Below are 22,468 nucleotides of genomic sequence, written 5' to 3' on the forward strand. Positions count from 1 at the left end.
GAAGTCACACGACAGGCCTAGGATGGGCCGCCCTGTCGGGCTCCTGGGGGGAACACATGTCCATACGTATGCGGGTGGCGGTCCTGGCCGTCACCGGCCTGCTGGTCGCGGGCTGCACGAGCGCCGGCGGCGGTGCGCCGACCACCTCCCCGGGCCGGCCGACGACCACGGCCGACGCCAAGCCGTCGGCCACCTCCGACCCTCCCTCCGCCACCGCCGCCGTTCCCCCGCTCCCCGCCTCCCTCACCGGCCAGCGCCCCGACTGGAAGGCCTGCCCGGCTCCCGGGCCCACCAGGGCGAAGCCCGGTGAGAACTGGCGCTGCGCCACCGTGAAGGTGCCGCTCGACCACGCGAGGCCCGAGGGCGCGACGATCCCGATCGCCCTGATCCGCAAGGAGGCGGGCCGCAAGTCCGACCGCATCGGCTCCCTGCTCTTCAACTTCGGCGGCCCCGGCGCCTCCGGCGTCGACATCCTGCCGCAGGTCGAGGAGGACTACGGAAAGCTCGCCGAGCGCTACGACCTGGTGGGCTTCGACCCGCGCGGCGTCGGCCGCAGCTCCGGCGTCGTCTGCCGGACCGACGCCGAACAGGCCGCCGCCGAGGCCACCGTCGACCTCACCCCGGACTCGGCCGACGAGGAGGCCGCGTACCTCAGGGACAACGCCGCCTTCGCCGCCGGCTGCGCCCGCCGCTCCGCCACGGTCCTCCCGCACACCACGACCACCGCCACCGCCCGCGACCTGGACCTGATCCGGCGCGTCCTCGGCGACGACAGGCTCCACTACTTCGGCATCTCGTACGGGACTCAGCTCGGCGGCACGTACGCGCACCTCTTCCCGAAGAGCGTGGGGCGCCTCGTCCTCGACGCGGTCGTCGACCCGACCGCCGACACCGTGGGGCACGCCCGCCACCAGACGATCGGCTTCCAGCGGGCCCTGGGCAACTACCTGAAGAGCACCGGCCAGGACGCCGAGGCCGGGACCGAGCGGATCGCGCGTCTGCTGCGGAAGCTCGACCGCGCACCGCTGACCGTCGGCGGGCGGAAGCTCACCGAGGGCCTGGCGCTCACGGGCATCGCGGTGACGCTGTACGGGCAGTCCAACTGGCCCCTTCTGACGGCGGCCCTCGCGGACGCCGAGAAGGGGCGGGGCGGCGCCCTGCTCGAACTCGCCGACTTCTACAACGACCGTGACGCGAACGGCCACTACGCCACCCAGGCGCACTCGCAGCGGGCGATCTCCTGTGCCGACTCCAGCGCCAGGCCGACCGCGGCGGAGGCGAAGGCGCTGATCCCCGAATTCCGGCGGCTCTCCCCCGTGTTCGGCGCGTTCCTCGCCTGGGACACGGCCGGCTGGTGCGCGGAGTGGCCGGTGAAGGGCGAACGGGCGACTCCGGAGGCGAGCGCTCCGGGCGCCGCTCCGGTCCTCGTCGTCGGTACGACGGGCGACCCGGCGACCCCGTACGAGGGCGCGGAGAAGATGGCGAAGGAACTCGGCACGGGCGTCGGCGTCCTCGTCACCAACGAGGGCGAGGGGCACGGCGCGTACGGCGCGTCGTCGTGCGCGACGGCGACGATCGACGCGTACCTCCTGGACGGCAAGGTCCCCGCGTACGGCAAGACCTGCTCCAGCGGGACGGCTCGCAGCGGGGCGTGACCCGTGACGGGGGCATGCGAAGGGGCCCGGATCTCGTGTCGAGATCCGGGCCCCTTCGTTCGACCGCCTAGTAGACCGGCTTCTCGGGCTCGATCTGGTGGACCCAGCCGATCACGCCGCCGCCGACGTGCACCGCGTCGGCGAAGCCCGCGGACTTGAGCACCGCGAGGACCTCCGCACTGCGGACACCCGTCTTGCAGTGCAGGACGATCCGCTTGTCCTGCGGGAGGTCCTGGAGGGCGGTGCCCATCAGGAACTCGTTCTTCGGGATCAGACGCGCGCCCGGGATCGAGACGATCTCGTACTCGTTCGGCTCGCGGACGTCGATGATGTCGATGTTCTCGCCCTCGTCGATCCACTCCTTGAGCTGCTTCGGAGTGATCGTGGAGCCGAGCGCCGCCTCCTGGGCCTCCTCGGACACGACGCCGCAGAAGGCCTCGTAGTCGATGAGCTCGGTGACGGTGGGGTTCTCGCCGCAGACCGCGCAGTTGGGGTCCTTGCGTACCTTCACCTGGCGGTACTGCATCTCCAGGGCGTCGTAGATCATCAGTCGGCCGACCAGCGGGTCGCCCACGCCGGCCAGGAGCTTGATGGCCTCGGTGACCTGGATGGAGCCGATGGACGCGCACAGCACGCCCAGGACGCCGCCCTCGGCGCAGGACGGGACCATGCCCGGCGGCGGGGGCTCCGGGTAGAGGCAGCGGTAGCAGGGGCCGTGCTCGGACCAGAAGACGGACGCCTGGCCGTCGAAGCGGTAGATCGAACCCCAGACGTACGGCTTGTTCAGCAGCACCGCCGCGTCGTTGACGAGGTAGCGCGTGGCGAAGTTGTCCGTGCCGTCGACGATCAGGTCGTACTGGCTGAAGATGTCCATCACGTTCTCGGCCTCGAGCCGCTCTTCGTGGAGGATCACGTTCACGTACGGGTTGATGCCGAGCACGCTGTCGCGCGCCGACGCGGCCTTGGAGCGGCCGATGTCGGCCTGGCTGTGGATGATCTGGCGCTGGAGGTTCGACTCGTCGACCTCGTCGAACTCCACGATGCCGAGCGTGCCCACGCCGGCGGCGGCCAGGTACATCAGCGCCGGCGAGCCGAGGCCACCGGCGCCGACACACAGCACCTTGGCGTTCTTCAGCCGCTTCTGCCCGTCCATCCCGACGTCCGGGATGATCAGGTGGCGGGAGTACCTGCGGACCTCGTCTACGGTGAGCTCGGCAGCCGGCTCGACCAGGGGTGGCAGCGACACGGGGACTCCGGTTGTCGGTATGTCAGTACGGTTGTTCTCCCCGTAACACTGCCACGCCTCTTCTCATTCCGAGACACCCGGTCCGATCCGCGAGACGATTTCGTCCCAGTAGCCGGGCAGCGAGTGAAATGGCGCGCTTTGTCCCGCACCCCCCGCACGGTCGGTGAAGAAGATCGTCCCGGCCCCCTGCCAGCGGGCGATCCGCAGGGCCTCGTCCAGGTGGGTGCGCGGAACTCCGTGCACGAGATGGACGAACTTCGCCTCCGTGTACTCGGCCGTCCACTCGGCCACCTGCGACCAGCGGTAGTCCGCCCAGGCGCCCGAGAAGGTCACCAGCTGGTCGGCGGTCTCGGCGTATCCCGGGTGGGGATGGGTGCCGTGCCCGAGGACGAGGTGGGCCTCGCCGCCGAGGACCGCCTCCAGCGTCGCGGTGACCCGCCGCACCCCGGCCAGGTCCGCCCGGTCCGCGGGGCAGCGGTCCAGGTAGTAGCCGTCGACCTTGTACCAGTCGACGAAGCGGTGGGCGTCCGAGACCAGTTCCCCGAACGGCCGGGAGCCGTACGCGGCGTCCAGGTGCCCGAGGACCCTGACCCCGGCGTTGCGGAGCCTCCCCGCCGCCTCCAGACAGTGCGGGTCCGGACGGCTGCCCGGGCCCTCCGCCACATTGAGCACCGCCCAGTGCAGCGGGGTCCCGGGGCGGGTCAGCTCGCCCCACTCGACGGGGGCGAGCAGCGGGTGGGCGTAGCCGGGCACGCCCACCCCCAGGGCTTCCTTCACCGCCCCCGTGGTCGCCGTCAGATGCGACACGCCGCCTCCATCCAGATGTCGGCGAGCGACTCCTCCAGGTTGATCCGGGGCCGCCAGCCGAGCCGGTCGCGGGCGGTCCGGACGTCGGCCTGCTGCCAGGGGCCGCAGCCGTCGGGGTACGGGTAGGGGGCGGCGGCCAGCTGGTCGGCGATGGTCCCCTCGGTGCGGGGGGCACCGATCATCGGGCGCTGCGGCATGCCGTGCGGGGCGTCCAGCTCGTGCAGGTTGCCGGAGTAGCCGGCGACCCTGGCGAGGACGGCGGCGGCGTCCCGGAGCCGGACCGCGCGGCCGGTGCCGATGTTGACGACGCCCTGGGCGGCGGAGAGCGAGGCCGCGTGCACGGCCCGCGCCACGTCCCGTACGTCGACGAAGTCACGCTGCACGCCGAGGCCGCTGAGCTTGAGCTCGCCGTCGCCGGCCTGCATGGCCCGGCGCATCGCCTCGGCGAGCCGTCCGAGCGGCGAGCCGGCGGGGGTGCCGGGGCCGACGGGCGAGAAGACGCGGAGGACCACGGCGTCGAGGCCCGAGCCCAGGACGAGTTCGGTCGCCGCCAGCTTCGACACCCCGTACGGGCCGCCGGGGCGGGGTACGGCGTCCTCGGCGGTGGAGGAGCCGGGCTGGCTGGGCCCGTACTCCGAGGCGCAGCCGACCTGGACGAGCCGGGCGCCGCAGCCGCTGCGGCGCAGGGCCTCGCAGACGGTGGCGACGGCGACGGTGTTGTGCCGGGTCAGGTCGCGGGCGCCGCCGCGGGTGGCGCCCGCGCAGTTGACGACGACCCCGGGGTGGACGGCGTCGAGGAAGCGGGTCAGCGCGCCCGGGCTGCCGGAGGCGAGGTCGAAGCGCACGTCGGCGTCGTCGCCCCGACCGAGCGCGGTGAGGTGGACCGCCGGGTCGGCGAGGAGCCGGTCGGCGACGAAGCGGCCGATGAAGCCGTTGGCTCCGAGCAGTAGCACCCTCATCGTGCGGCCCCTTCGTGCCGACCGGCCGTTCCTTGGGGTTGCGGGGTCATGGTCTTCGGTCTCCTTGCGAGGTGATCAGAGAGGTGACGGGGCACGCCCGCGGCGTCGGCTCCGCGGGTGCGAGAAGGTTTCCTGCCGGGAGGCTCGGCGGGGTGGGGGGTGCTGTGGTCGCCCGGCCTCCGCCGGGGGGTGCGGCGGGTCCTCACGGGGTGGCGTGGGCCGAGGCCCGGGCAAGGGAGCCGGTCGCGTGGGCCAGCAGGCCGAGCGCGGCGGCACCGCAGACGAGGGTGGGTACGGCCCCGGGGCCCCAGGTGCCGACGACGGCCCGCACGGGGGCGGCGAGCGCGTCGAAGCCGGGGACGGGGACGCGGGCGGCGAGGACGCTCGTGAGGGCGAGGGCCTCGGCGGCGCTGGCGGCGGCGAGGGCGGCCGCGGCCGTCTCGGGGTGGCCGTGGACGGTGAGGAGCCGGGCGAGCAACAGGAGCGCGCCGAGGGCCAGGGCCCCGGAGCTGAACCCGGTGACCCCGAGCAGCAGGGTGAGGGCGAGGAGCTGGAGGGTCACGGTGCCGAGGAGCAGTGGGCGGGTGCCGGCTGCGAAGTCGGCGAGGCCCCGGCTGTCGGCGATCCGGCGGCGTGCCCGGTGGGCGAAGAGCCGGGCGCACCAGGCGGCGGGGGCGACGGCGACGGCGAGCGCCAGGACCGGTCCGGGGGTCAGGTCCCAGGGGCCGTCCGGGCCGCCGCTGAGGACCTGGGTGAGGAGTCCGTCGCCGCAGACCGCGTACGCCACGAGCCAGACGGTCCAGAGCCGGGCGGCGGGTACGGTGCCGCCGTCGGGGGCGCGGAAGGGGCCGCGCCGCACGGCGAGGAGGAGGGCGGCGGTGAGCAGCAGGGCACCGGTCGCGCCGACGGCGAGACGCACGGGCCCGTGGGTGACGGCGAGCCCGATGCCGGTGAGCGCGGCGGCGGCGCCGGGGGTGAGGACGGCGAGCACCCAGGCCTCGGTGTCACCGCGCGGGGGTGCCGGGGGCGCGGGGGTCCCGCTGCCGCGGGGCACGCGGGCGTAGAGCTCCTCGGCCAGCGAGAACACGTCCCGGTGCCGGAAGCGGGCGGCGGTCCGGTCGGTGAACCCCTGGGCCTCGAGACCGGCGGCGATCTCCAGCGGGTCGACGGCTCGGGCGCAGAGTTCCCGGTGCCGGTGCATGAGGACTCTGACGGGGTCTGCGGTGCCGCGCCGGGGGCGGGCGGCGGGGACTCCGGCGGGGGTGGCGGCCCCCGCCGGTGCGGGCGTGACCGGGACCCGGCCGGGCAGGTCGCCCGCCGGGGCGGGGGCGGCGGCGGGGCTGGTCGTCTCGGCGGCACCGGACGGCTCGCCCGAGCCGGCCGGGCCGGTGCTGCGGGACGTGCCGACCGGGCCTGACGGTTCGGACGGGCCGGTGCTGCCGGACGGGCCGGACGGATCTGACGGGTCGTTCGCGTCGGACGGGTCCGAGACTCCCGCCGGGTCCGAAGCGCCCGCCGGGTCCGAGGCCCCCGCCGGGTCGGGGTGTGTGGCCGGGGCTATTCCGGACGGCAGGGCGTCGACGGGGCCCTCGGGTGTGCGCGGGTCGAGGCCGCCGGTACGGGGGGTCAGCGCGGGGGCGCCGAGGAGGGCCTCGGAGCGGGCGTCCCAGGCTCCGGGGCTCGTCGGGGCGGCGGAGCCGCGCATGGGGGTGTCTCCTTCAGGCATCGGGGGCTCCTGTCCCGGCGGCCACGGCCTTGTGCGCCCAACTGCCCGGCACGTGTGCCTCGGCGGGGTGGGCGAAGGGCACGCCGTCCCCGGGGCGGTGGCGCACCGGCGCGTGGGAGAGGAGTTCCAGGTAGATGCCGCGGAACGCGGCGAGGTTCTGTTCGACGGTGAAGAGTTCGAGCGCGCGGGCACGGGCGGCGGCGCCCAGGCGGTGGCGGCGCTCGGGCTCGCGGAGGAGCGCGAGGCAGGCGTCGGCGAGCGCCCGGGGGTTGCGCGGGGGGACGACGAGCCCGGTGCCGCCGATGATCTCGACGACCGCGCCGACGTCGGTCGAGACGGTGGCCCGTGCACAGAACATCGCCTCGACGAGGCTCGCCGGGAAGCCCTCGACGACGCTGGAGAGGACGACGACCGCGCCGGAGGCGTAGGTGTCCTCCAGGGTGGGCGCCTCGGGGCCGCCGAGCTCCTCGAAGGTGACCGGGTTCTCGCCGACGGCGTGCGCGCCGGTGGCCTCGTCGGGGAAGAGCTGGGCGGCGAGCCCCTTGATGTGGGTGAGGTACGCGCCGGTGCCGGGGTCCCGAACGGGTACGGCGACGATCCTCAGCCGGGCGTCGGGCTGCCGGGCGCGGATCTCGGCGAAGGCGTGCAGCAGGGCGATGAGGTCCTTGGCGGGTTCGACCCGGCCGACCCAGACGAGGGTGGTGGGGTCGCCGCTCTCCTCGTCCTCGCCGACCTCGGCGAAGCGATCGGCGGCCATGCCGGGGTGGACGGTGCGGATCCGGGCGCGGTCGGCGCCGCACTTCTCCTGCCAGCGGCGGGCGTGGGCGTTGCCGGGGGTGAGGAGGGCGGCCTGCCCGTAGACCTCGGCGGCGATCCGGCCGTGGAGGGCGGCGAGCAGGGTGCGCAGGGGTGCGGAGCGGTCGGCGCCGGCGGCCGAGAGGTAGTGGGAGCGGAGCTGTACGCCGTACTCGGTGACGAGCAGCGGGGTCCCGAAGAAGCGTTTGGCCAGCAGGCCGGGGAGGGCGGTGGTGCCGCCGGCCGCGGCGTGGCAGAGGTCGGCGGCGCCGAGCGCGTCCTCCGCGTACCAGTCGAGGGAGAGGGGGCGCAGGGTGCGCTCGAGGTGCTCGACGAAGGCGAGGTGGTCGGGGAGTCCCGCGGCAGCCGCGCCCCGGCGTGCGCCGGGCGCACGGCAGGCGGATTCGAGGGTGCGGACGGCGTCGTCGGAGCGGAGCGCACCGGGGAGCCCGCCGCGCTCGCGGGCGAGTTCGGCGAGTGCGTAGAGCCCTTCGGAGAAGGCGCTCCCGGGTTCGGCCCCTGCCTCGTCCTCCGCGCTCCCGGAGGGGTGCTCCGCGCACACGCCGACCGCGAGGCGGTGGAAGGCCTCGACGAAGCGGCGCCGCTCGCGCCGGCCGTAGGCGCGGCGAGCGGCGCGGCGGTCGCCGAAGGCGGTCCGCTCGAGGAGGGTCCGGGGGGTCCGGGTCGCCGGACCGGTGTCGGAGCCGCCCGGGTCTGCGGTGCGTGCGACGCGGGCGTTCGGGGGGAGCGGGCGCGGGGGGCCGGCCCCGCCGAGGGCGTACAGGTCGAACTGGTGCTGCCCGAGTCCCCGTACGAGCCGCTCGCACCAGAGTCCGGACTCACCGGTGGCGTACGGGTAGCCACCCTCCGTCAGCAGTCCGATCCGCATGAGTGCACCCCCGATCTCCCTTGACGACGGCCACCGTTGGTCCGGCGACTCGCAGCGGGAAGAACGTAAGCGGAGATACCGGTGGCGCGGCGGACGGTTGTCCGTCGCACCACCGGAAGGGGTGAATGCACGTAACTTTCCCACCCCGGTAGCGTTCCGTCGCGGTACGCCCCGGAGTGGTCACGGAGCGTCAGGCGACGGCCAGCTCCTGGCGTTCCTCGCGGCGCAGGTCCCGGCGTTCCGTCGCGCGGACCGGGTCGAGCGAGGGGACGGCGGCGAGCAGCTGCCGGGTGTACGGGTCCCGGGGCGCGCCGTACACCTCGGCGACCGTGCCCTGCTCGACGATCCGGCCCGCGCGCATGACGGCGACCCGGTCGCTGACCTGCCGGACGACGGCGAGGTCGTGGGCGATGAAGACGAGCCCGAGGCCGAGTTCGGCCTGGAGTTCGGCGAGCAGTGCGGTCACCTGGGCCTGGGTGGTGACGTCGAGGGCGGAGACGGGTTCGTCGCAGACGACGATCCGGGGTTCGGCGGCGAGCGCGCGGGCGATGCCGACCCGCTGGCGCTGGCCGCCGCTGAACTCGTGCGGGTAGGCCTCGTACCGGTCGGGGTCGAGCCCGACCCGGTCGAGCAGCTCCCGCACCCTGCCCCGTATCCGGGTCTCGTCCCGCTCCCCCGCCACCCGCAGCGGGTCGGCGATGGACTCGCCGACGGAGCGGCGCGGGTTGAGCGAGGCGACCGGGTCCTGGAAGACCATCTGGAGTTCACGGCGGTACGGGCGCAGCTCCCGCTCCGACAGGGTGCCGATCTCCGTTCCCCCGTAGAGGAGTCGGCCGTCGGTCGGGTCGAGGAGCCGCACCAGCATGCGGCCGAGGGTGGTCTTGCCGCTGCCGGACTCCCCGACGACACCGAGGGTTTCGCCCGCGTGGAGGGTGAGAGAGGCGCCTTCGACGGCGGTCACCGCCTTCGGACCCCGCCCGAACACCTTCCGCAGATCGCGGACTTCGAGGAGCGGTGCCCCCTGCTCCAGGGGCTCGCGCACCGGTCCGTCGAGCCGGGGCACGGCGGCCAGCAGCCGTCTCGTGTACGGCTCCGCCGGCCCGCCCAGCACTCCGGCCACGGGACCGCGTTCGACCTCCCGGCCGTCCTGCATGACGAGCACCTCGTCGACGCTCTCGGCGGCGACGCCCACGTCGTGGGTGACGAGCAGCAGCGCCGTGCCCGTCTCCCGCCGCAGCTCGTGCAGCAGGTCGAGGATCTGGGCCTGCACGGTGACGTCGAGGGCGGTGGTGGGTTCGTCGGCGACGATGAGCCGGGGTTCACAGGCGAGGGCCATCGCGAGCAGGGCGCGCTGCCGCATGCCGCCGCTGAACTCGTGCGGGCGGGAGCGGGAGCGGCGGGCCGCATCGGGGATGCCGACCCGGTCGAGGACCTCGACGGCGCGGGCGCGGGCGGCCCGCCGTGAGCCGCCGGCGTGGACGCGGTACACCTCGGCGATCTGGTCGCCCACGGCGTAGTAGGGGTCGAGGGCGGACAGCGGGTCCTGGAAGACCATGGCGGCGACTCCGCCGCGCAGTCGCCGCAGCTCGCCGGGCCCCGCCGTACCGACGTCGACGCCGCCGACCCGTACGGTCCCGCCGACCCGCGCCCCCGTCCCCCGGTGGAGTCCGAGGAGGGCGCCGGCGACGGTGGACTTGCCGCTGCCGGACTCGCCGACGAGGGCGAGGGCGCGGCCCTCGTCGAGGGTGAAGGAGAGGCCGTCGACGGCCCGCACGGCCTCCGCGGAGCGGGCGAACTCGACGGTGAGGTGCTGCACTTCGACAAGCGGCGGGGTCACGTCAGGACCACCCTTCGGTCGGCGGCCGCGTACAGCAGATCCGCGAGGACGTTGGCGAGGACGACGAACGTGCCCGTCACCATGACCACGCCCACCACCACCGGCAGGTCGATCGCCTTCACCCCGTCGATGAGCGTCTTGCCGAGCCCGGGGATGCCGAAGAGGGACTCGGTGAGCACCGCCCCGCCGAACGTCGAGCCGAGGTCGACGGCGCTGACCGCGACGACCGGCGGGACGGCCCCGCGCAGCGCGTGGCGGGTGACGACGGACCGCTCCCCCACCCCGTAGGCGCGGAAGGTGCGGATGTGGTCCTCGGCGAGCGTCTCCAGGGTGGAACTCCGGGTGAGCCGCGCGTACTTGGCGGATTCGAAGAAGCCGAGGGTGAGCCAGGGAAGCAGCATGTTCCAGGCCCACTGCTCGGGGTCCTCGCCGAGCGGTACGTAACTGGGGAAGGGCAGCCACTGGAGATAGGCGCAGACGGCCATGAGGAGCAGCAGCCCGAGGATGAAGACGGGGGTGCCGGTCCCGGCGAGGGTGAGCAGGGTCAGGATCCGCTCGGTGGGGCCGCCGCGGCGCAGCGCGGAGAGCAGTCCGGTGCCGACGCCGATCACCAGCCAGACGACCATGGCCCCGAGGGTGAGGGAGGCGGTGGCGGGGAGCCGTTCCAGGACGAGCCGGGTGACCTGCTGGTCGCTCTGGTACGAGAGTCCGAGGCAGGGCGCGTCGCAGTGCACGAGGGAGGTGCCGGTGGAGTAGTCACGGCCGGCGAAGACGCCCTGGAGGAAGTGCAGGTACTGGACGGCCATGCTGTCGTTCAGGCCGAGTTGCTCGCGGACCTGGGCGATCTGCTGCGGGTTGCAGCGCTCTCCGCAGGCGAGCCGTGCGGGGTCGCCGGGTGCCAGGTAGAAGAGCGTGTACACGAGGACCGAGAGGGCCAGCAGGACGAGCACGGCACCCGCGAGCCGCTTGAGGACGAAGCGGGTCATCAGGAGGCCTCCTTGCGGGTGCCGACGCGCAGGCGGCTCGCCTCGCGCGGGTCGAGGGCCGTGCGGACCGCGTCGCCGAGGACGGTGAAGGCGAGCACGGTGACGAAGAGCAGTCCGGCGGGCAGCAGGACGTAGGCGGGGTCGGCGCGGAACCAGGTCTGCGCGGTCGACAGCATCTGTCCCCAGGACGGGGTGGGCGGGGTGACGCCCACCCCGAGGAAGGAGAGGGACGCCTCGACGACGATGTTGGTGGGGACGAGGATCGCCGCGTACGTGATGACGGGGGCGGCGAGGGAGGGCAGCAGCTCGCGGCGGGCGGTCCGCCAGGGTCCGGAGCCGGCGAGCCGTGAGGCGGCGACGAAGTCGAGGCTCTTCAGGGTGAGGGTCTGGGCGCGCACGATCCTGGAGGTCCCGGCCCAGCCGAGGAAGCCGATGACGAGGATCAGCAGCAGGGGACGGGGGAAGCCGCGCGGGACGACGGCGGTGAGGGCGATGGCGAGGACCAGCATCGGGAGGGCGACGAGGACGTCGGTGACCCGGCCGAGGACGCCGTCGACCCAGCGGTTGCCGAGTCCGGCGGCGAGGCCGACGAGGACGCCGATGAGGATCTGGACGGCGGTGGCGCCGACGGCGACGAGCAGTGAGATCCGGGCGCCGTGGAGGAGACGGACGAACAGGTCGCGGCCGGTACCGGGTTCGACCCCGAGCCAGTGGTCGGCGCTCGCCCCGCCGAAGGCGCCGTACGGGACGCCGCCACGGGCCGAGTCGACGAGGTCGTCGTGGTAGGTGTTCGCGTCCTGGCCCGCCAGGGCGGCGAGCAGCGGCGCGGCGACGGCGAGGAGGACGAGCAGGAGGAGGACGGCGGCGGAGACGAGGGCGGCGGGGCGGGTGCGGAGCCGTCGCCACACCTGCCGGGCGGCGCCCGTGGCGGGGAGGCCCGCCACGGGCGCCGTCGTGTCGGTCAGGGAGGTCACGGACGTCACTTGACCGCGACCTGCGAGACGTCGAGGACGCCGGTCCAATCGCTGATGACGACGTTCTTGACGTTCTTGCCGACGAGCCGCTTGTAGACGGGGTGGAAGAGCGGCACGTCGAGGGCCTGCTCGCCGATCTTCTTGTCCAGGGCGCCCCAGCGGGAGGCGGCGGCCTTGAGGTCGGTCAGCTTGTTGATCTCGTCGATCTCCTTGTTGACCGCGGGGTCGTTCAGCTGCGCGTGGTTGTAGTTGGAGCCGTTGGTGACGATCTGGCGCCCGTCGAAGATCGGCGCGAGGAACGGGCCGCCGGCCGGCCAGTCGGCGCCCCAGCGGGAGAGGAAGAAGCCGGGCGCGTCCTTGACGCTCCAGCGCTTCTCGTTGAAGGAGTTGGGCTCCTGACCGTCGAGCTCGACGGTGATGCCGGCCTTGCCGAGGGCCTCCTGGACGGCGGTGGCGATCTCGGGGCTGGTGGCGCGGTTCTGGGCGGTGGAGTGCAGCAGGGTGATCTTGAGGCCGTCGGGGAAGCCGGCCTCCTTCAGGAGCGCCTTGGCCTTCTCCGGGTCGCCCGTCTTCCCGGCCGGGAAGTGGTCGTACGGCGTGAAGCCGAAGGACTTCTGCTCGGGCAGGAAGGTGGTGGCGGGCTCGGCGAGCGCGGAGCCGCCGGCCGCGTTGACGACGCTGGTGCGGTTGATCGCGTACGAGATCGCCTGCCGCACCTTCGGGTTGTCGAAGGGCTTCACGTCGGGGTTGAAGGCGAGGTAGTTGGTGAAGCCGAAGTGGCCGGTGCCGACGCGGGCGGCGAGCGCCTCGTCGGAGCCCACCTGGGCGAGTTCGGCGGGGCCGAGGTTGGTGTCGGTGGTGATCGCGGAGGCGTCGGCGCCGGTGGAGGTGGCGAGGCGCTGGTTGATGACGGCCTCGTCGAGGCCGGACCGGACGTCGATGCGGTCCGGGTATGCCTTGCGCTCCTCGTCGGTCCTGGGGTCCCAGTGCTCGTTGCGCTCCAGGGTGAGGCGCTCGCCGTCGTTCTCGTTCCTGACGACCTTGTACGGGCCGGAGGAGACGGGGTGCTCCTCGTACTTGGCGCCGGTGTCGTGGGCCTTCGGAACGGGGGTGAACTGGGTCTGGGTGGCGACGAAGGGGAACTCGCCCTCGGGCTTCCGCAGCTTGAAGACGATGGTCCTCGCGTCGGGCGTGACGATGGACGCCAGACCCTTCTTGTCCTTGTAGGGGCCTTCGTACGTGTCGCCGCCGATCAGCCAGTCGCGCAGGTACGGGGCTCCGCCGGAGAGTTCGGCGGCGAAGGAGCGCTCGATGCCGTACTTGATGTCGGCGCTGGTGATGGGCGTGCCGTCCTCGAACTTCAGGCCCTCCTTCAGCGTGTACGTCCACTCCGTGGCGTCCTTGTTGGGGCGGCCGGTGTCGGTGGCGAGGTCGGGCACGACCTCGGTGCCGGCGGCGCCCGCCTCGCGGTTGCGGGTGGTGAGCGTACGGAAGACGAGGGAGGGGACGTTGCCGCCGCCGGAGGTGTAGAGACGGGCGGGGTCGAAGTCGGTCTGGGCCTCGGCGTTGAGGACGGTGAGCGTGCCGCCCTTCTGCGGGGCGCCCGCGGCCTTGCCGGAGGTGCCGCTCTTGGCGCCGGTGTCCTCGGGGCCCGCGCAGGCGGCGACGCCCAGGGTCAGGACGAGACTGACGGCGGTCGCTGCCACGCGGCGCGAAACGACGGACGATTGACGCATCGGAGAAAACCTCTCGGAGAACTGCGGTTACGGGAAAGGGAATTCCACGCAGGCAGCGGCGAGCGGCGGCATCCGAGGGGAATGGCCGGGCACAGGGAGATCAGAGAAGAAAGCCGCGCCTGCGGGGAGGAGAAACCCGGGCGCGGAAAGTCGCCGGTGATGCGGGAACGGCAATACCGACGGGGCGCTCGGGGGCTGGGGGTACCACCCGGGCCGCTGGGCCCAGGGGGAGTCAGCTACAGAGAACGTCGGCGACGGAATGTCCGGCCACGCCGATGAGCGCCAGCTCGAAGGCGGCGCGATCGGAGACGACGTGACGGTGCGACATGCCGAGAAATATGAACGAACGCGCGAACGATGTCAACGCGGTTCGACGATTCCCGAGACGCCCGTCTCAGGATGTGATCGGCGGAGGAACAGGCCGGATCTCAACTCCCGGGATGCACCCAGGGGTTGGGACGGCACTTGATTCCGTCGATGTTCAGGGACTTCGTCTGCTGCTGCATCACGGGCGCGAGCGCACCGGGAGTGCTGCACATCACATGCCCGTGGCCCAGCCGGTGTCCGACCTCGTGGTTGATGAGCATCTGGCGATACGCGAACATCGCCTTGGGGCCGAAGGTCTCCGAGCCCTGCGCCCAGCGATAGGCGTTGATCATCACGCGGTCCGTCTGGGCCGAGTCGCAGGAGACGTTGTCGACCGTGGTGTCGAGTCCGGACTTCGCGCACCAGACGCCGGTGGTGCCGGGGCTGGCGAGCGTGATGACGAACTGGGGCTCCCCGCTGGAGATGCGCTCGAAGGTCATCTCGCCGTTGCCGGCCCAACTGCGGCGGTCGTTGAGGGTCTTGAACACGGCCGTGGCGAAGAGGTTCTGGTCGAGGCCGAGCCCCTCCTCGACGTCGATCCGGTAGCGGACCAGGGTGCCCTTGCCGGGCGCCTTCTGGAGGCCGGGCACGGCCTTGAACGTGCCGGAGCCCTTGAGCTTCGGGTCGATCGGGTACTGACGGGCGATCAGCTGCTCGTACGTCGGCGGCTGGGCGGCAGGGGCGGGCGCGGCAGGGCTCGACGGGGTGACCCGCTCGTCGGAACGGGAGGCCGAGGTGTCGTCCGAGGCCCGCTCGTCCGGCTGTCCGGCGGCGTGGGCGACGCCCGGCGCCTCGTCCTTGTCGGCGACCTGTCCGGTGACGACGACGGCGAGGACGGTGGCCACGGCGGCGGCCGCGACCCCGGTGAGGGTACGGCCCAGGCCGCCCCTGCCGGTCGACTCGTCGGTATCGGGGACGCTCTCGCGGCGCGGGCCGGGGATGAACGGCGCCTGGGGGGCGGCCTGTTCGGTCTCCTCGGTGCGGGAAGCGCCGTGCCGCGGGGCGTACGGCCGGGGCGCGGAGCCCTCCTCGTGCTGCGGATGTCCACCCCGTACGGAGCCCCCGTAGACGGGGACGCCGTGCGCGGGTGTCCCGAGGGCCGCGTGCGCCCCGGTGTCGTAGGCCCCGCCGCCGTACCCGGACCCGCCGTACGCGGGAGTGCCGTGCGCGGGGGTCCCGTACATAGGAGTGCCCTGCGCCGGGGTGCCGTACACGGGAGTGCCGTGCGCGGGAGTGCCGTGCGCGGGAGTCCCGTACATCGGGGTCCCGTGCGCCGGAGTCCCCGACGGGTCCTGGCCTCCGCCGCCCGTGGTCCTGCGGCGGCGTCCCGTGCCCCCGCCCTGCGGCGGGCGGCCCGCCTGCGTGCCCGGCGATCCGGCCGCGGGCCGGCTCTGCGGGGCCGCCGCCTGCTGCCCGGTGTCGGCCACCGAGGGCGCGGAGCCCTTGCGACTATGTCGTCCCACGCCCCGGATCAGCTCCCGCCGTGATCGGCGATCAGGTCCCGGGCGGCCTGCGCGACCGTCTCGGGGTACTCCATCATCGCCACGTGCCCCGCCTCGGGAAGGGTCAGCAGACGCGAGCCGCGGAAGGCCGCGGCCGCCCGCCGGGCCATCCGGTACGAGACGAGTTGGTCGCGCCCACCGTAGACGAGGAGCGTCGGTGCGAGAACCCGTTCGGCCTGCCTCCACAGTCCGTGCTGCCCGCCGAGCGTGTACGCGTCGACGATGCCGCGCGAGGAGCGGGCCATGGCGTCCCAGAAGTAGGGGAGCTCCAGGCGCCGCTCCATCTCCTCCACGGCGTGCAGCAGTCCCTCGTCGGTGACCCGGCCGGGGTCCCCGTAACAGAGTGAGAGGACACCCCGGACGCGCTGCTCGGCCGTCCAGTCCTTGGTGAGCTTCGCGAAGGCCCCGGCGACGCCGGGCACCGCGAGCAGCACCGTGGGCCAGGCCGTGCGCTGGGCGCGCAGCTCGGGCAGCGCGGGGGAGACGAGGGTGAGGGTGCGGACCAGGTCGGGGCGCACCGCGGCGACGCGGGTGGCGACGGCGCCGCCCAGCGAGTTGCCGAAGAGGTGGACCGGTCCGCGGCCCGTGGAGTCGAGGAGCCGGATGACGGCGCGCGCGTGCCCGGTGACCGAGTAGTTGCCGTCGTCGGGCGGCGGCGAGTCGCCGAAGCCGGGCAGGTCGACCGCCTCGCCGTCGACGAGGTCCGCGAGCAGCGGCATCAGGGCGGACCAGTTCTGCGAGGAACCACCGAGGCCGTGCACGTACAGCGCGGGCGGCAGACCGGGCTCGACGCCCGGCCGGGCACGCACGGTGAGGGTGAGTCCGGGCAACGAGACGGAGCGGAGCTCCTCGCCGTCGGCGACCCGTACGGCGCGCGCGGGGCGCGACGCGGCGGGCGCGGCGGTCCGGGTTTCCGGCAGCTCGGTCGACGACATGGCCGCAATATTACGAGACGATCACGCGCGGAGACGTGTGGGTGCCGTCACAGGTGCGTGTGCGGCGAGCCGCGTGTGCTCCTACGCTCGGAGAGAGGGCCATCGGAGACGACCGCGACCCGCTCCTCCGGAAGGAACCTCATGACTGTCGATCCGACCGAGCCGGACACATTCACCGAGGAAGAGGACGTCGTGCTGGACCAGGAGATCCCGGAGGCCGACGCTGCCGAACAGCACACCGAACTGCGGCAACGCGACGACGAACCGCTCACCCACGTCGAGCGCGACTCGGCGAACGAGGCGGACTCGTCCGAACAGGCCCGGGTCGTCACCCAGGACGAGGACGACTACCGCTGAGCGGACGACTACCGCCGATTTGTTCGGTTTAATTTTGAATCGACTGTCGACCCGGACGTCCGGTCCGTGAAATTCTGCGTCCGCACCGCGCACAGCCGGGTTACCCAAAAGTACGATGGCGGCGCGCGCGACAGCGTGCATGGATCGATTTTTGGGAGGCCGCGTGAGCGCCATCGAGCAGACAGAGGCAGCACGCCCTCGGGGCACGCGCCTGCCGCGACGTGCCCGACGGAACCAGCTCCTCGGCGCCGCCCAGGAGGTCTTCGTCGCCCAGGGGTACCACTCGGCCGCGATGGACGACATCGCCGAGCGCGCGGGCGTCAGCAAGCCGGTTCTCTACCAGCACTTCCCCGGGAAGCTGGAGCTCTACCTGGCCCTGCTCGACCAGCACTGCGAGTCCCTCCTCCTGGCGGTGCGCACGGCCCTCGCCTCCACCACCGACAACAAGCTGCGCGTCGCGGCCACGATGGACGCCTACTTCGCGTACGTCGAGGACGAGGGCGGCGCCTTCCGCCTCGTCTTCGAGTCCGACCTGACCAACGAGCCCGCCGTACGCGAGCGCGTGGACCGGGTGAGCCTGCAGTGCGCCGAGGCGATCTCCGACGTCATCGCCGAGGACACCGGACTCTCCAAGGACGAGTCGATGCTGCTCGCCGTGGGGCTCGGCGGCGTCTCCCAGGTCGTCGCCCGCTACTGGCTGTCGAGCGGCTCCGCCATCCCGCGCGACAAGGCGGTCGGACTGCTGACCTCGCTCGCCTGGCGCGGCATCGCCGGCTTCCCGCTGCACGCGGTGGACGGCCAGCTCGGCGCCGAGGGTCACTGAGCGTTCCCGCGGGCCGGTTCATTCCCGCGGCCTGTTCGCTCCTGGCGTGCGGCGGCTGAGCCGTACGCGTCCCCTCACCGGGCTAATGTGTGCAGCGTACGGCGCGGTATTCGCGCAACGCTGACCGTTCGGAGGGACATAGCCGTGGAGGTCAAGATCGGCGTGCAGCACGCACCCCGGGAGATCGTTCTGGAGAGCGGGCAGTCCGCCGAGGAGGTGGAGCGCGCCGTGGCCGACGCGCTGGCCGGCAAGGCGCCGCTGCTCACCCTCTCGGACGAGAAGGGCCGCAAGGTCCTCATCCCGGCCGAGAAGATCGCGTACGTGGAGCTCGGCGAGCCCGCCGTGCGCCGCGTGGGGTTCGGCGCGCTCTGAGCCCAGGATCTACGGGAGGGGCCCGGTGGACCGTCATGGTCCGCCGGGCCCCTCGTCGTGCGGGCGCGCGTCGTGGCGCCATGCCCTCGTATGTCCGAATGGCCACGTCAGGGCGTACGGGAGGATTGCGTTCCGGAGCCCTGGGGTAGGAGGGTTCTCGACCGCACCACCCGCCCCGCACCCCTCGCGAGGTGATCCGCAGTGTTCCTGGAAGCCCTCGGCTCCGCCCTGCTCGGTTTCGCCCTGGCCTGGGCCGCCGTGCACCGGCTGCCCGACCGCCTCCCCGTCCGTGTGATCGTCCTCGCCACCGGCGCACTGGGCGGCGTCTTCGGCGCGCTCGTCACGCACGGGGCCCTCGGCCCCGGTCACTTCCTCGCCACCCTGATCGGTGCGGTGGCGGTGGCGGCGGTGCTGCTCTCGCTGCTGATCCGGCCGGCCTCGCGCAGGCTGCGGCGATCAGCGGCGGCGTGAACAGCGCCGCACACCCCCTTCCCGTACGACGGGAACGCCCTCGTACGGGAACGTCTTCGTACGGGTGATGCTCAGGCGGCCAGACCGAGCGCGGCCATGCGCTTGGTGTGGGCCTCGGTGATCCGGGAGAACATCCGGCCGACCTCCGCGAGGTCGAAGCCGTCGGCGACACCGCCGACCAGCATGGTCGACAGCGCGTCGCGCTCGGCGACCACGCGCTGCGCCTGCGAGAGCGCCTCGCCCATCAGGCGGCGCGCCCAGAGCGCGAGCCGGCCGCCGACGCGCGGGTCGGCGTCGATCGCGGCGCGGACCTTCTCGACGGCGAAGTTGCCGTGGCCCGTGTCGTCGAGCACCGAGACGACGAGCCCGCGCGTGTCCGAGTCGAGGCGGGCCGCGACCTCCCGGTAGAAGTCGCTGGCGATCGAGTCGCCGACGTACGCCTTGACCAGGCCCTCCAGCCAGTCCGACGGCGCGGTCTGGCGGTGGAAGTCGTCGAGGGCCTTGGCGAAGGGCTCCATGGCCACGGTCGGCTCGGCGTCGACGGCGGCGAGGCGGTCGCGCAGCCGCTCGAAGTGGTGGAACTCGGCGGAGGCCATCTTCGCCAGCTCCGCCTTGTCCGCGAGGGTCGGCGCCAGCTTGGCGTCCTCGGCGAGCCGTTCGAAGGCCGCGAGCTCTCCGTAGGCGAGGGCGCCGAGGAGGTCGATCACGGCGGCGCGGTACTGCGGCTCGGCGGAAGCCGTCGCCCAGTCCTTGGCTGCGATCCCGGTGGGTGTGGCGTTGTCAGGCGTCTCCATGGAGCGCACAATAGCCCGCTCGGGCACGGGGGGAAGGGGCTGGTCAGTCAGTGTGACCGTGCCCTCATCACCATTTCTCCCAACACACATGCGCGATTCCGGGGTACAGTGATAAGGCGCCTGCTGAGTATGCGGACATGCTTTCGCACGTTCGGACGTATCCGGTGGGCCGACTCATGAATGAGGATGCCCGGTCGGTGGCCCGATCGGCTCCGGCCCGACAGCCCTTCCGGCGGACCCGCGGAAGGGTCACCTCAGCGGTACGACGCTCGAGCGACGGCAGTGGTCCCGTGCCACCCGGCAGCGATCCCCAGGATCGCGTCGGCAGTTCCCGGCACGGTACGACCCCCTTCGTTCGCCTCGCACCGCGTCCACAGAAGAGGCAGCACCCTGACTACGACTTTCCGAGACCTCGGAATCCTTCCCGAGACGGCCGAAGCCCTTGAGGCCGTCGGCATCGTCACCCCCTTCCCCATCCAGGAGATGACCCTCCCGGTCGCCCTGACCGGCACCGACGTCATCGGCCAGGCCAAGACCGGCACCGGCAAGACCCTCGGTTTCGGTCTGCCGATCCTGGAGCGCGTCACCGTCCCCATGGACGTCGAGGCCGGCCGGGCGAAGCCCGAGCAGCTGACCGACGCCCCGCAGGCGCTCGTCGTCGTCCCCACCCGCGAGCTGTGCCAGCAGGTCACCAACGACCTGCTCACGGCCGGCAAGGTGCGCAACGTCCGCGTGCTCGCCATCTACGGCGGCCGGGCGTACGAGCCCCAGGTCGAGGCGCTGAAGAAGGGCGTCGACGTCGTCGTCGGCACCCCCGGCCGCCTGCTCGACCTGGCGGGCCAGCGCAAGCTCGACCTGTCCCACGTCAAGGTCCTCGTCCTGGACGAGGCCGACGAGATGCTCGACCTGGGCTTCCTGCCCGACGTCGAGAAGATCATCAACATGCTTCCGGCGAAGCGTCAGACCATGCTGTTCTCGGCGACCATGCCGGGCGCGGTCATCGGCCTGGCCCGCCGCTACATGTCGCAGCCGACGCACATCCGCGCCACCTCGCCCGACGGCGAGGGCGCGACCGTCGCCAACATCAAGCAGCACGTCTACCGCGCGCACAACATGGACAAGCCGGAGATGGTCTCCCGCATCCTGCAGGCCAACGGCCGCGGGCTCGCGATGATCTTCTGCCGCACCAAGCGCACGGCGGCCGACATCGCCGAGCAGCTGGAGCGTCGTGGCTTCGCCTCCGGCGCGGTCCACGGCGACCTCGGCCAGGGCGCCCGCGAGCAGGCGCTGCGCGCCTTCCGCAACGGCAAGGTCGACGTGCTGGTCTGCACCGACGTCGCCGCCCGTGGCATCGACGTCGAGGGCGTCACCCACGTCATCAACTACCAGTCGCCGGAGGACGAGAAGACGTTCCTCCACCGCGTCGGCCGCACCGGCCGCGCGGGCAACAAGGGCACCGCCGTGACCCTGGTCGACTGGGACGACATCCCGCGCTGGCAGCTCATCAACAAGGCGCTCGAGCTGGACTTCCACGAGCCGGTGGAGACGTACTCCTCGTCCCCGCACCTGTTCGAGGAGCTGGACATCCCGGCGGGCACCAAGGGCATCCTGCCCCGCGCCGAGCGGACCCGTGCGGGTCTGGGCGCGGAGGAGCTCGAGGACCTGGGCGAGCCCGGCGGACGCCGTGCGCGCGGCCCGAAGAACGACCGGAACGAGCGCACCGAGCGGACCGAGGAGCGCCCGGAGCGGACGCGGACCCCGCGTCAGCGCCGACGCACCCGTGGCGGCGAGCTCGACGCCGCGGCGCCCGCGGCCTCCGCGGCCCCGGCCGTCGAGACCGCGTCGGTGACGGACGAGGCGAAGGCCGAGTCCGGCCCGCGAACCCCGCGCCGCCGCCGTCGCACCCGTGTCGGCGCCCCGGGCTCCGCGCCGGTGACCCAGGCCGCCCAGGCCGCCCCTGTGGCGGTCGCCCAGGCCGAGCGGACGGCTCCGGCCGCCCGGACCGTGGTCGAGGACGCCGCTCCGGCGCCTGTGGCCGAGGCTCCCGCCGCCGCGGCCGCCGTGGTCGAGGCCCCCGTGGTCGAGACCCCGGCCGCCGAGGCGAAGACCCCGCGGCGTCGCAGCCGTACCGCCGCCCGTCCGGAGGCCGTGCGCACCGCGCCCGCCGCTCCGGCCCCCGTGGCCCAGGAGACGGCCCCGGCCCCGCGCCGTCGTCGTCCCCGGGTGGCCCGCCCGGTCGAGGACACCGTCTCGTTCCAGACGGTCGAGACCGCCGCGGCCGCCCTGCGCGCCGCGAAGGCCGCGTCGGTCGTCGAGGCGCCCGTCGCCGTGGCGCCGGTCGTCGAGGCCCCGGCCGCCGAGGCCCCGGCCGCCGAGGAGCCGAAGAAGGCCCCGCGTCGCCGTACCGCCAAGAAGGCCGTGGCGGAGCCGGTCGCCGAGACCGCCGCCGCTCCGGTGGTGGCCGAGCCGGTCGCGGCCGTCGCGCCCGTCGTCGAGGCCGCCGCAGCGGTCACGGCCGAGGTGCCCGCTCCGCGTCGTCGCCGTGTGGTGCGGAAGGCAGCCGGTTCGCCGGTGACCGCCACCCCGGTCGTCGAGCCCGTCGTCGAGCCGGCGCCCGTGCCGGTCGTCGAGGAGGAGCCGAAGAAGCCCGCGCGTCGCCGTGTGGTCCGGAAGGCCGCCGGTTCGCCGACGACGTCCACCGCCGCCGCGACCGTGATCGTCACGAGCCCGGTCGCCAAGGCGGCCCCGGCCGCCGTCGTCGAGGCCGCTCCGGCCGTCGTCGTCGAGGCCCCGGTCGTCGAGGAGCCGAAGAAGGCCCCCCGTCGCCGTACCGCCAAGAAGGCCGTGGCGGAGCCGGTCGCCGAGACCGCCGCCGCCGCCGAGGCCCCGGCCGCCGAGGAGGCCCCGAAGGCTCCCCGTCGCCGCGCGGCCAAGAAGGCCGTCACCGCCGAGGCGCCCGACGCCTCGGAGCCGAAGACGCCGACCCGTCGCCGGACGACGAAGAAGGCCGCCGCGGAGCCGGTCGCCGAGACCGCCGAGGCCGAAGCCCCGAAGGTCCCGCGCCGCCGCACCACCAAGAAGGCGGCGGCCGCTCAGCCCGAGAGCTGATCCCGCCCGACCTCATGACCGCGGGGCGGGGCGCCCCCCCGGAGGGGGGGGAGGGAGGGGGAACGAAAAAGGGGGAGAGCGGGGGGGAGGGGCGGCGCGGGGCTCTGGAGGCACGGTGGTCGATCCCCCG

Annotated in this window: 19 protein-coding genes; 6 read left to right on the forward strand and 13 right to left on the reverse strand. The window is 73.5% G+C overall.

Annotated features, from left to right (window positions below; translation table 11 throughout):
* Positions 1-56 precede the first annotated feature (56 nt).
* Complete coding sequence (locus tag ACZ4XX_RS18515; protein WP_468508924.1) at positions 57-1,655, forward strand: alpha/beta hydrolase; 1,599 nt, start codon at positions 57-59, stop codon at positions 1,653-1,655.
* Positions 1,656-1,722: 67 nt separating this feature from the next.
* On the opposite strand, the gene moeZ is transcribed toward ACZ4XX_RS18515, so the two are convergent.
* The 12 genes from moeZ to ACZ4XX_RS18575 form a co-directional block, all read right to left on the reverse strand.
* On the reverse strand, positions 1,723-2,901 hold the full coding sequence (gene moeZ, locus ACZ4XX_RS18520) for an adenylyltransferase/sulfurtransferase MoeZ (RefSeq protein ID WP_189835720.1): 1,179 nt from the start codon (positions 2,899-2,901) through the stop codon (positions 1,723-1,725).
* A gap of 63 nt (positions 2,902-2,964) precedes the next feature.
* A complete protein-coding gene (locus tag ACZ4XX_RS18525) occupies positions 2,965-3,708 on the reverse strand; it encodes a spherulation-specific family 4 protein (protein ID WP_468508925.1) in 744 nt (247 codons plus the stop codon).
* Positions 3,696-4,667, reverse strand: coding sequence for an NAD-dependent epimerase/dehydratase family protein (locus tag ACZ4XX_RS18530; RefSeq protein WP_030320749.1), 972 nt, complete (start codon positions 4,665-4,667; stop codon positions 3,696-3,698). The genes ACZ4XX_RS18525 and ACZ4XX_RS18530 overlap by 13 nt, the downstream gene beginning before the upstream one ends.
* Before the next feature lie 202 nt (positions 4,668-4,869).
* Positions 4,870-6,393 carry a hypothetical protein gene (locus ACZ4XX_RS18535; protein ID WP_468508926.1) on the reverse strand — a complete coding sequence of 508 codons (1,524 nt, stop codon included), beginning with the start codon at positions 6,391-6,393 and terminating at the stop codon, positions 4,870-4,872.
* Positions 6,386-8,077, reverse strand: coding sequence for a glycosyltransferase (locus ACZ4XX_RS18540; protein ID WP_468508927.1), 1,692 nt, complete (start codon positions 8,075-8,077; stop codon positions 6,386-6,388). Before ACZ4XX_RS18540 ends, ACZ4XX_RS18535 begins: the two co-directional genes overlap by 8 nt.
* Positions 8,078-8,267: 190 nt before the next feature.
* Entirely contained in the window at positions 8,268-9,914 is a 1,647-nt protein-coding gene (locus tag ACZ4XX_RS18545) for a dipeptide ABC transporter ATP-binding protein (protein ID WP_468508928.1), read from the reverse strand.
* Positions 9,911-10,900 carry an ABC transporter permease gene (locus ACZ4XX_RS18550; protein ID WP_468508929.1) on the reverse strand — a complete coding sequence of 330 codons (990 nt, stop codon included), beginning with the start codon at positions 10,898-10,900 and terminating at the stop codon, positions 9,911-9,913. The genes ACZ4XX_RS18545 and ACZ4XX_RS18550 overlap by 4 nt, the downstream gene beginning before the upstream one ends.
* Positions 10,900-11,874 carry an ABC transporter permease gene (locus ACZ4XX_RS18555; RefSeq protein WP_468508930.1) on the reverse strand — a complete coding sequence of 325 codons (975 nt, stop codon included), beginning with the start codon at positions 11,872-11,874 and terminating at the stop codon, positions 10,900-10,902. Before ACZ4XX_RS18555 ends, ACZ4XX_RS18550 begins: the two co-directional genes overlap by 1 nt.
* A 5-nt stretch (positions 11,875-11,879) precedes the next feature.
* Complete coding sequence (locus tag ACZ4XX_RS18560; RefSeq protein ID WP_468508931.1) at positions 11,880-13,610, reverse strand: ABC transporter substrate-binding protein; 1,731 nt, start codon at positions 13,608-13,610, stop codon at positions 11,880-11,882.
* Between the two features lie 232 nt (positions 13,611-13,842).
* Positions 13,843-13,938 carry an Ms4533A family Cys-rich leader peptide gene (locus tag ACZ4XX_RS18565; protein ID WP_317851059.1) on the reverse strand — a complete coding sequence of 32 codons (96 nt, stop codon included), beginning with the start codon at positions 13,936-13,938 and terminating at the stop codon, positions 13,843-13,845.
* Between the two features lie 100 nt (positions 13,939-14,038).
* A complete protein-coding gene (locus tag ACZ4XX_RS18570) occupies positions 14,039-15,439 on the reverse strand; it encodes a DUF3152 domain-containing protein (RefSeq protein ID WP_468508932.1) in 1,401 nt (466 codons plus the stop codon).
* 8 nt (positions 15,440-15,447) lie between these two features.
* Complete coding sequence (locus tag ACZ4XX_RS18575) at positions 15,448-16,413, reverse strand: alpha/beta fold hydrolase (RefSeq protein WP_468508933.1); 966 nt, start codon at positions 16,411-16,413, stop codon at positions 15,448-15,450.
* Positions 16,414-16,554: 141 nt separating this feature from the next.
* On the opposite strand from ACZ4XX_RS18575, the gene ACZ4XX_RS18580 reads away from it, so the two are divergent.
* The 4 genes from ACZ4XX_RS18580 to ACZ4XX_RS18595 all read left to right on the forward strand — a co-directional run bounded on the left by ACZ4XX_RS18580 (position 16,555) and on the right by ACZ4XX_RS18595 (position 18,436).
* Positions 16,555-16,770 carry a hypothetical protein gene (locus ACZ4XX_RS18580; protein ID WP_468508934.1) on the forward strand — a complete coding sequence of 72 codons (216 nt, stop codon included), beginning with the start codon at positions 16,555-16,557 and terminating at the stop codon, positions 16,768-16,770.
* Positions 16,771-16,933: 163 nt separating this feature from the next.
* The gene (locus ACZ4XX_RS18585; RefSeq protein ID WP_468508935.1) at positions 16,934-17,593 is read left to right on the forward strand and encodes a TetR/AcrR family transcriptional regulator; all 660 of its coding nucleotides are present in this window, start codon (positions 16,934-16,936) and stop codon (positions 17,591-17,593) included.
* A gap of 144 nt (positions 17,594-17,737) precedes the next feature.
* Positions 17,738-17,965, forward strand: a complete 228-nt coding sequence (locus ACZ4XX_RS18590) for a DUF3107 domain-containing protein (protein WP_468508936.1) — start codon at positions 17,738-17,740, stop codon at positions 17,963-17,965.
* Positions 17,966-18,166: 201 nt separating this feature from the next.
* Positions 18,167-18,436 carry a hypothetical protein gene (locus tag ACZ4XX_RS18595; protein ID WP_030320729.1) on the forward strand — a complete coding sequence of 90 codons (270 nt, stop codon included), beginning with the start codon at positions 18,167-18,169 and terminating at the stop codon, positions 18,434-18,436.
* Between the two features lie 71 nt (positions 18,437-18,507).
* On the opposite strand, the gene ACZ4XX_RS18600 is transcribed toward ACZ4XX_RS18595, so the two are convergent.
* Positions 18,508-19,230: a ferritin-like fold-containing protein gene (locus ACZ4XX_RS18600; protein ID WP_384327359.1), complete on the reverse strand. Its 723-nt coding sequence runs from the start codon at positions 19,228-19,230 to the stop codon at positions 18,508-18,510.
* Positions 19,231-19,713: 483 nt separating this feature from the next.
* On the opposite strand from ACZ4XX_RS18600, the gene ACZ4XX_RS18605 reads away from it, so the two are divergent.
* On the forward strand, positions 19,714-22,338 hold the full coding sequence (locus tag ACZ4XX_RS18605; RefSeq protein WP_468508937.1) for a DEAD/DEAH box helicase: 2,625 nt from the start codon (positions 19,714-19,716) through the stop codon (positions 22,336-22,338).
* Positions 22,339-22,468 lie beyond the last annotated feature (130 nt).

Source organism: Streptomyces sp. NPDC029956, from assembly GCF_055574655.1.

Excerpts from the sequence above, each read along its gene's own strand:
- ACZ4XX_RS18575 (WP_468508933.1), bottom strand. The coding sequence starts at position 16,413 with ATGTCGTCGACCGAGCTGCCGGAAACCCGGACCGCCGCGCCCGCCGCG.
- ACZ4XX_RS18565 (WP_317851059.1), bottom strand. The coding sequence starts at position 13,938 with ATGTCGCACCGTCACGTCGTCTCCGATCGCGCCGCCTTCGAGCTGGCG.
- ACZ4XX_RS18540 (WP_468508927.1), bottom strand. The coding sequence starts at position 8,077 with ATGCGGATCGGACTGCTGACGGAGGGTGGCTACCCGTACGCCACCGGT.
- ACZ4XX_RS18605 (WP_468508937.1), top strand. The coding sequence starts at position 19,714 with ATGACCCTCCCGGTCGCCCTGACCGGCACCGACGTCATCGGCCAGGCC.
- ACZ4XX_RS18530 (WP_030320749.1), bottom strand. The coding sequence starts at position 4,667 with ATGAGGGTGCTACTGCTCGGAGCCAACGGCTTCATCGGCCGCTTCGTC.
- ACZ4XX_RS18580 (WP_468508934.1), top strand. The coding sequence starts at position 16,555 with ATGACTGTCGATCCGACCGAGCCGGACACATTCACCGAGGAAGAGGAC.
- ACZ4XX_RS18515 (WP_468508924.1), top strand. The coding sequence starts at position 57 with ATGTCCATACGTATGCGGGTGGCGGTCCTGGCCGTCACCGGCCTGCTG.
- ACZ4XX_RS18560 (WP_468508931.1), bottom strand. The coding sequence starts at position 13,610 with ATGCGTCAATCGTCCGTCGTTTCGCGCCGCGTGGCAGCGACCGCCGTC.
- ACZ4XX_RS18535 (WP_468508926.1), bottom strand. The coding sequence starts at position 6,393 with ATGCCTGAAGGAGACACCCCCATGCGCGGCTCCGCCGCCCCGACGAGC.
- ACZ4XX_RS18600 (WP_384327359.1), bottom strand. The coding sequence starts at position 19,230 with ATGGAGACGCCTGACAACGCCACACCCACCGGGATCGCAGCCAAGGAC.
- ACZ4XX_RS18550 (WP_468508929.1), bottom strand. The coding sequence starts at position 10,900 with ATGACCCGCTTCGTCCTCAAGCGGCTCGCGGGTGCCGTGCTCGTCCTG.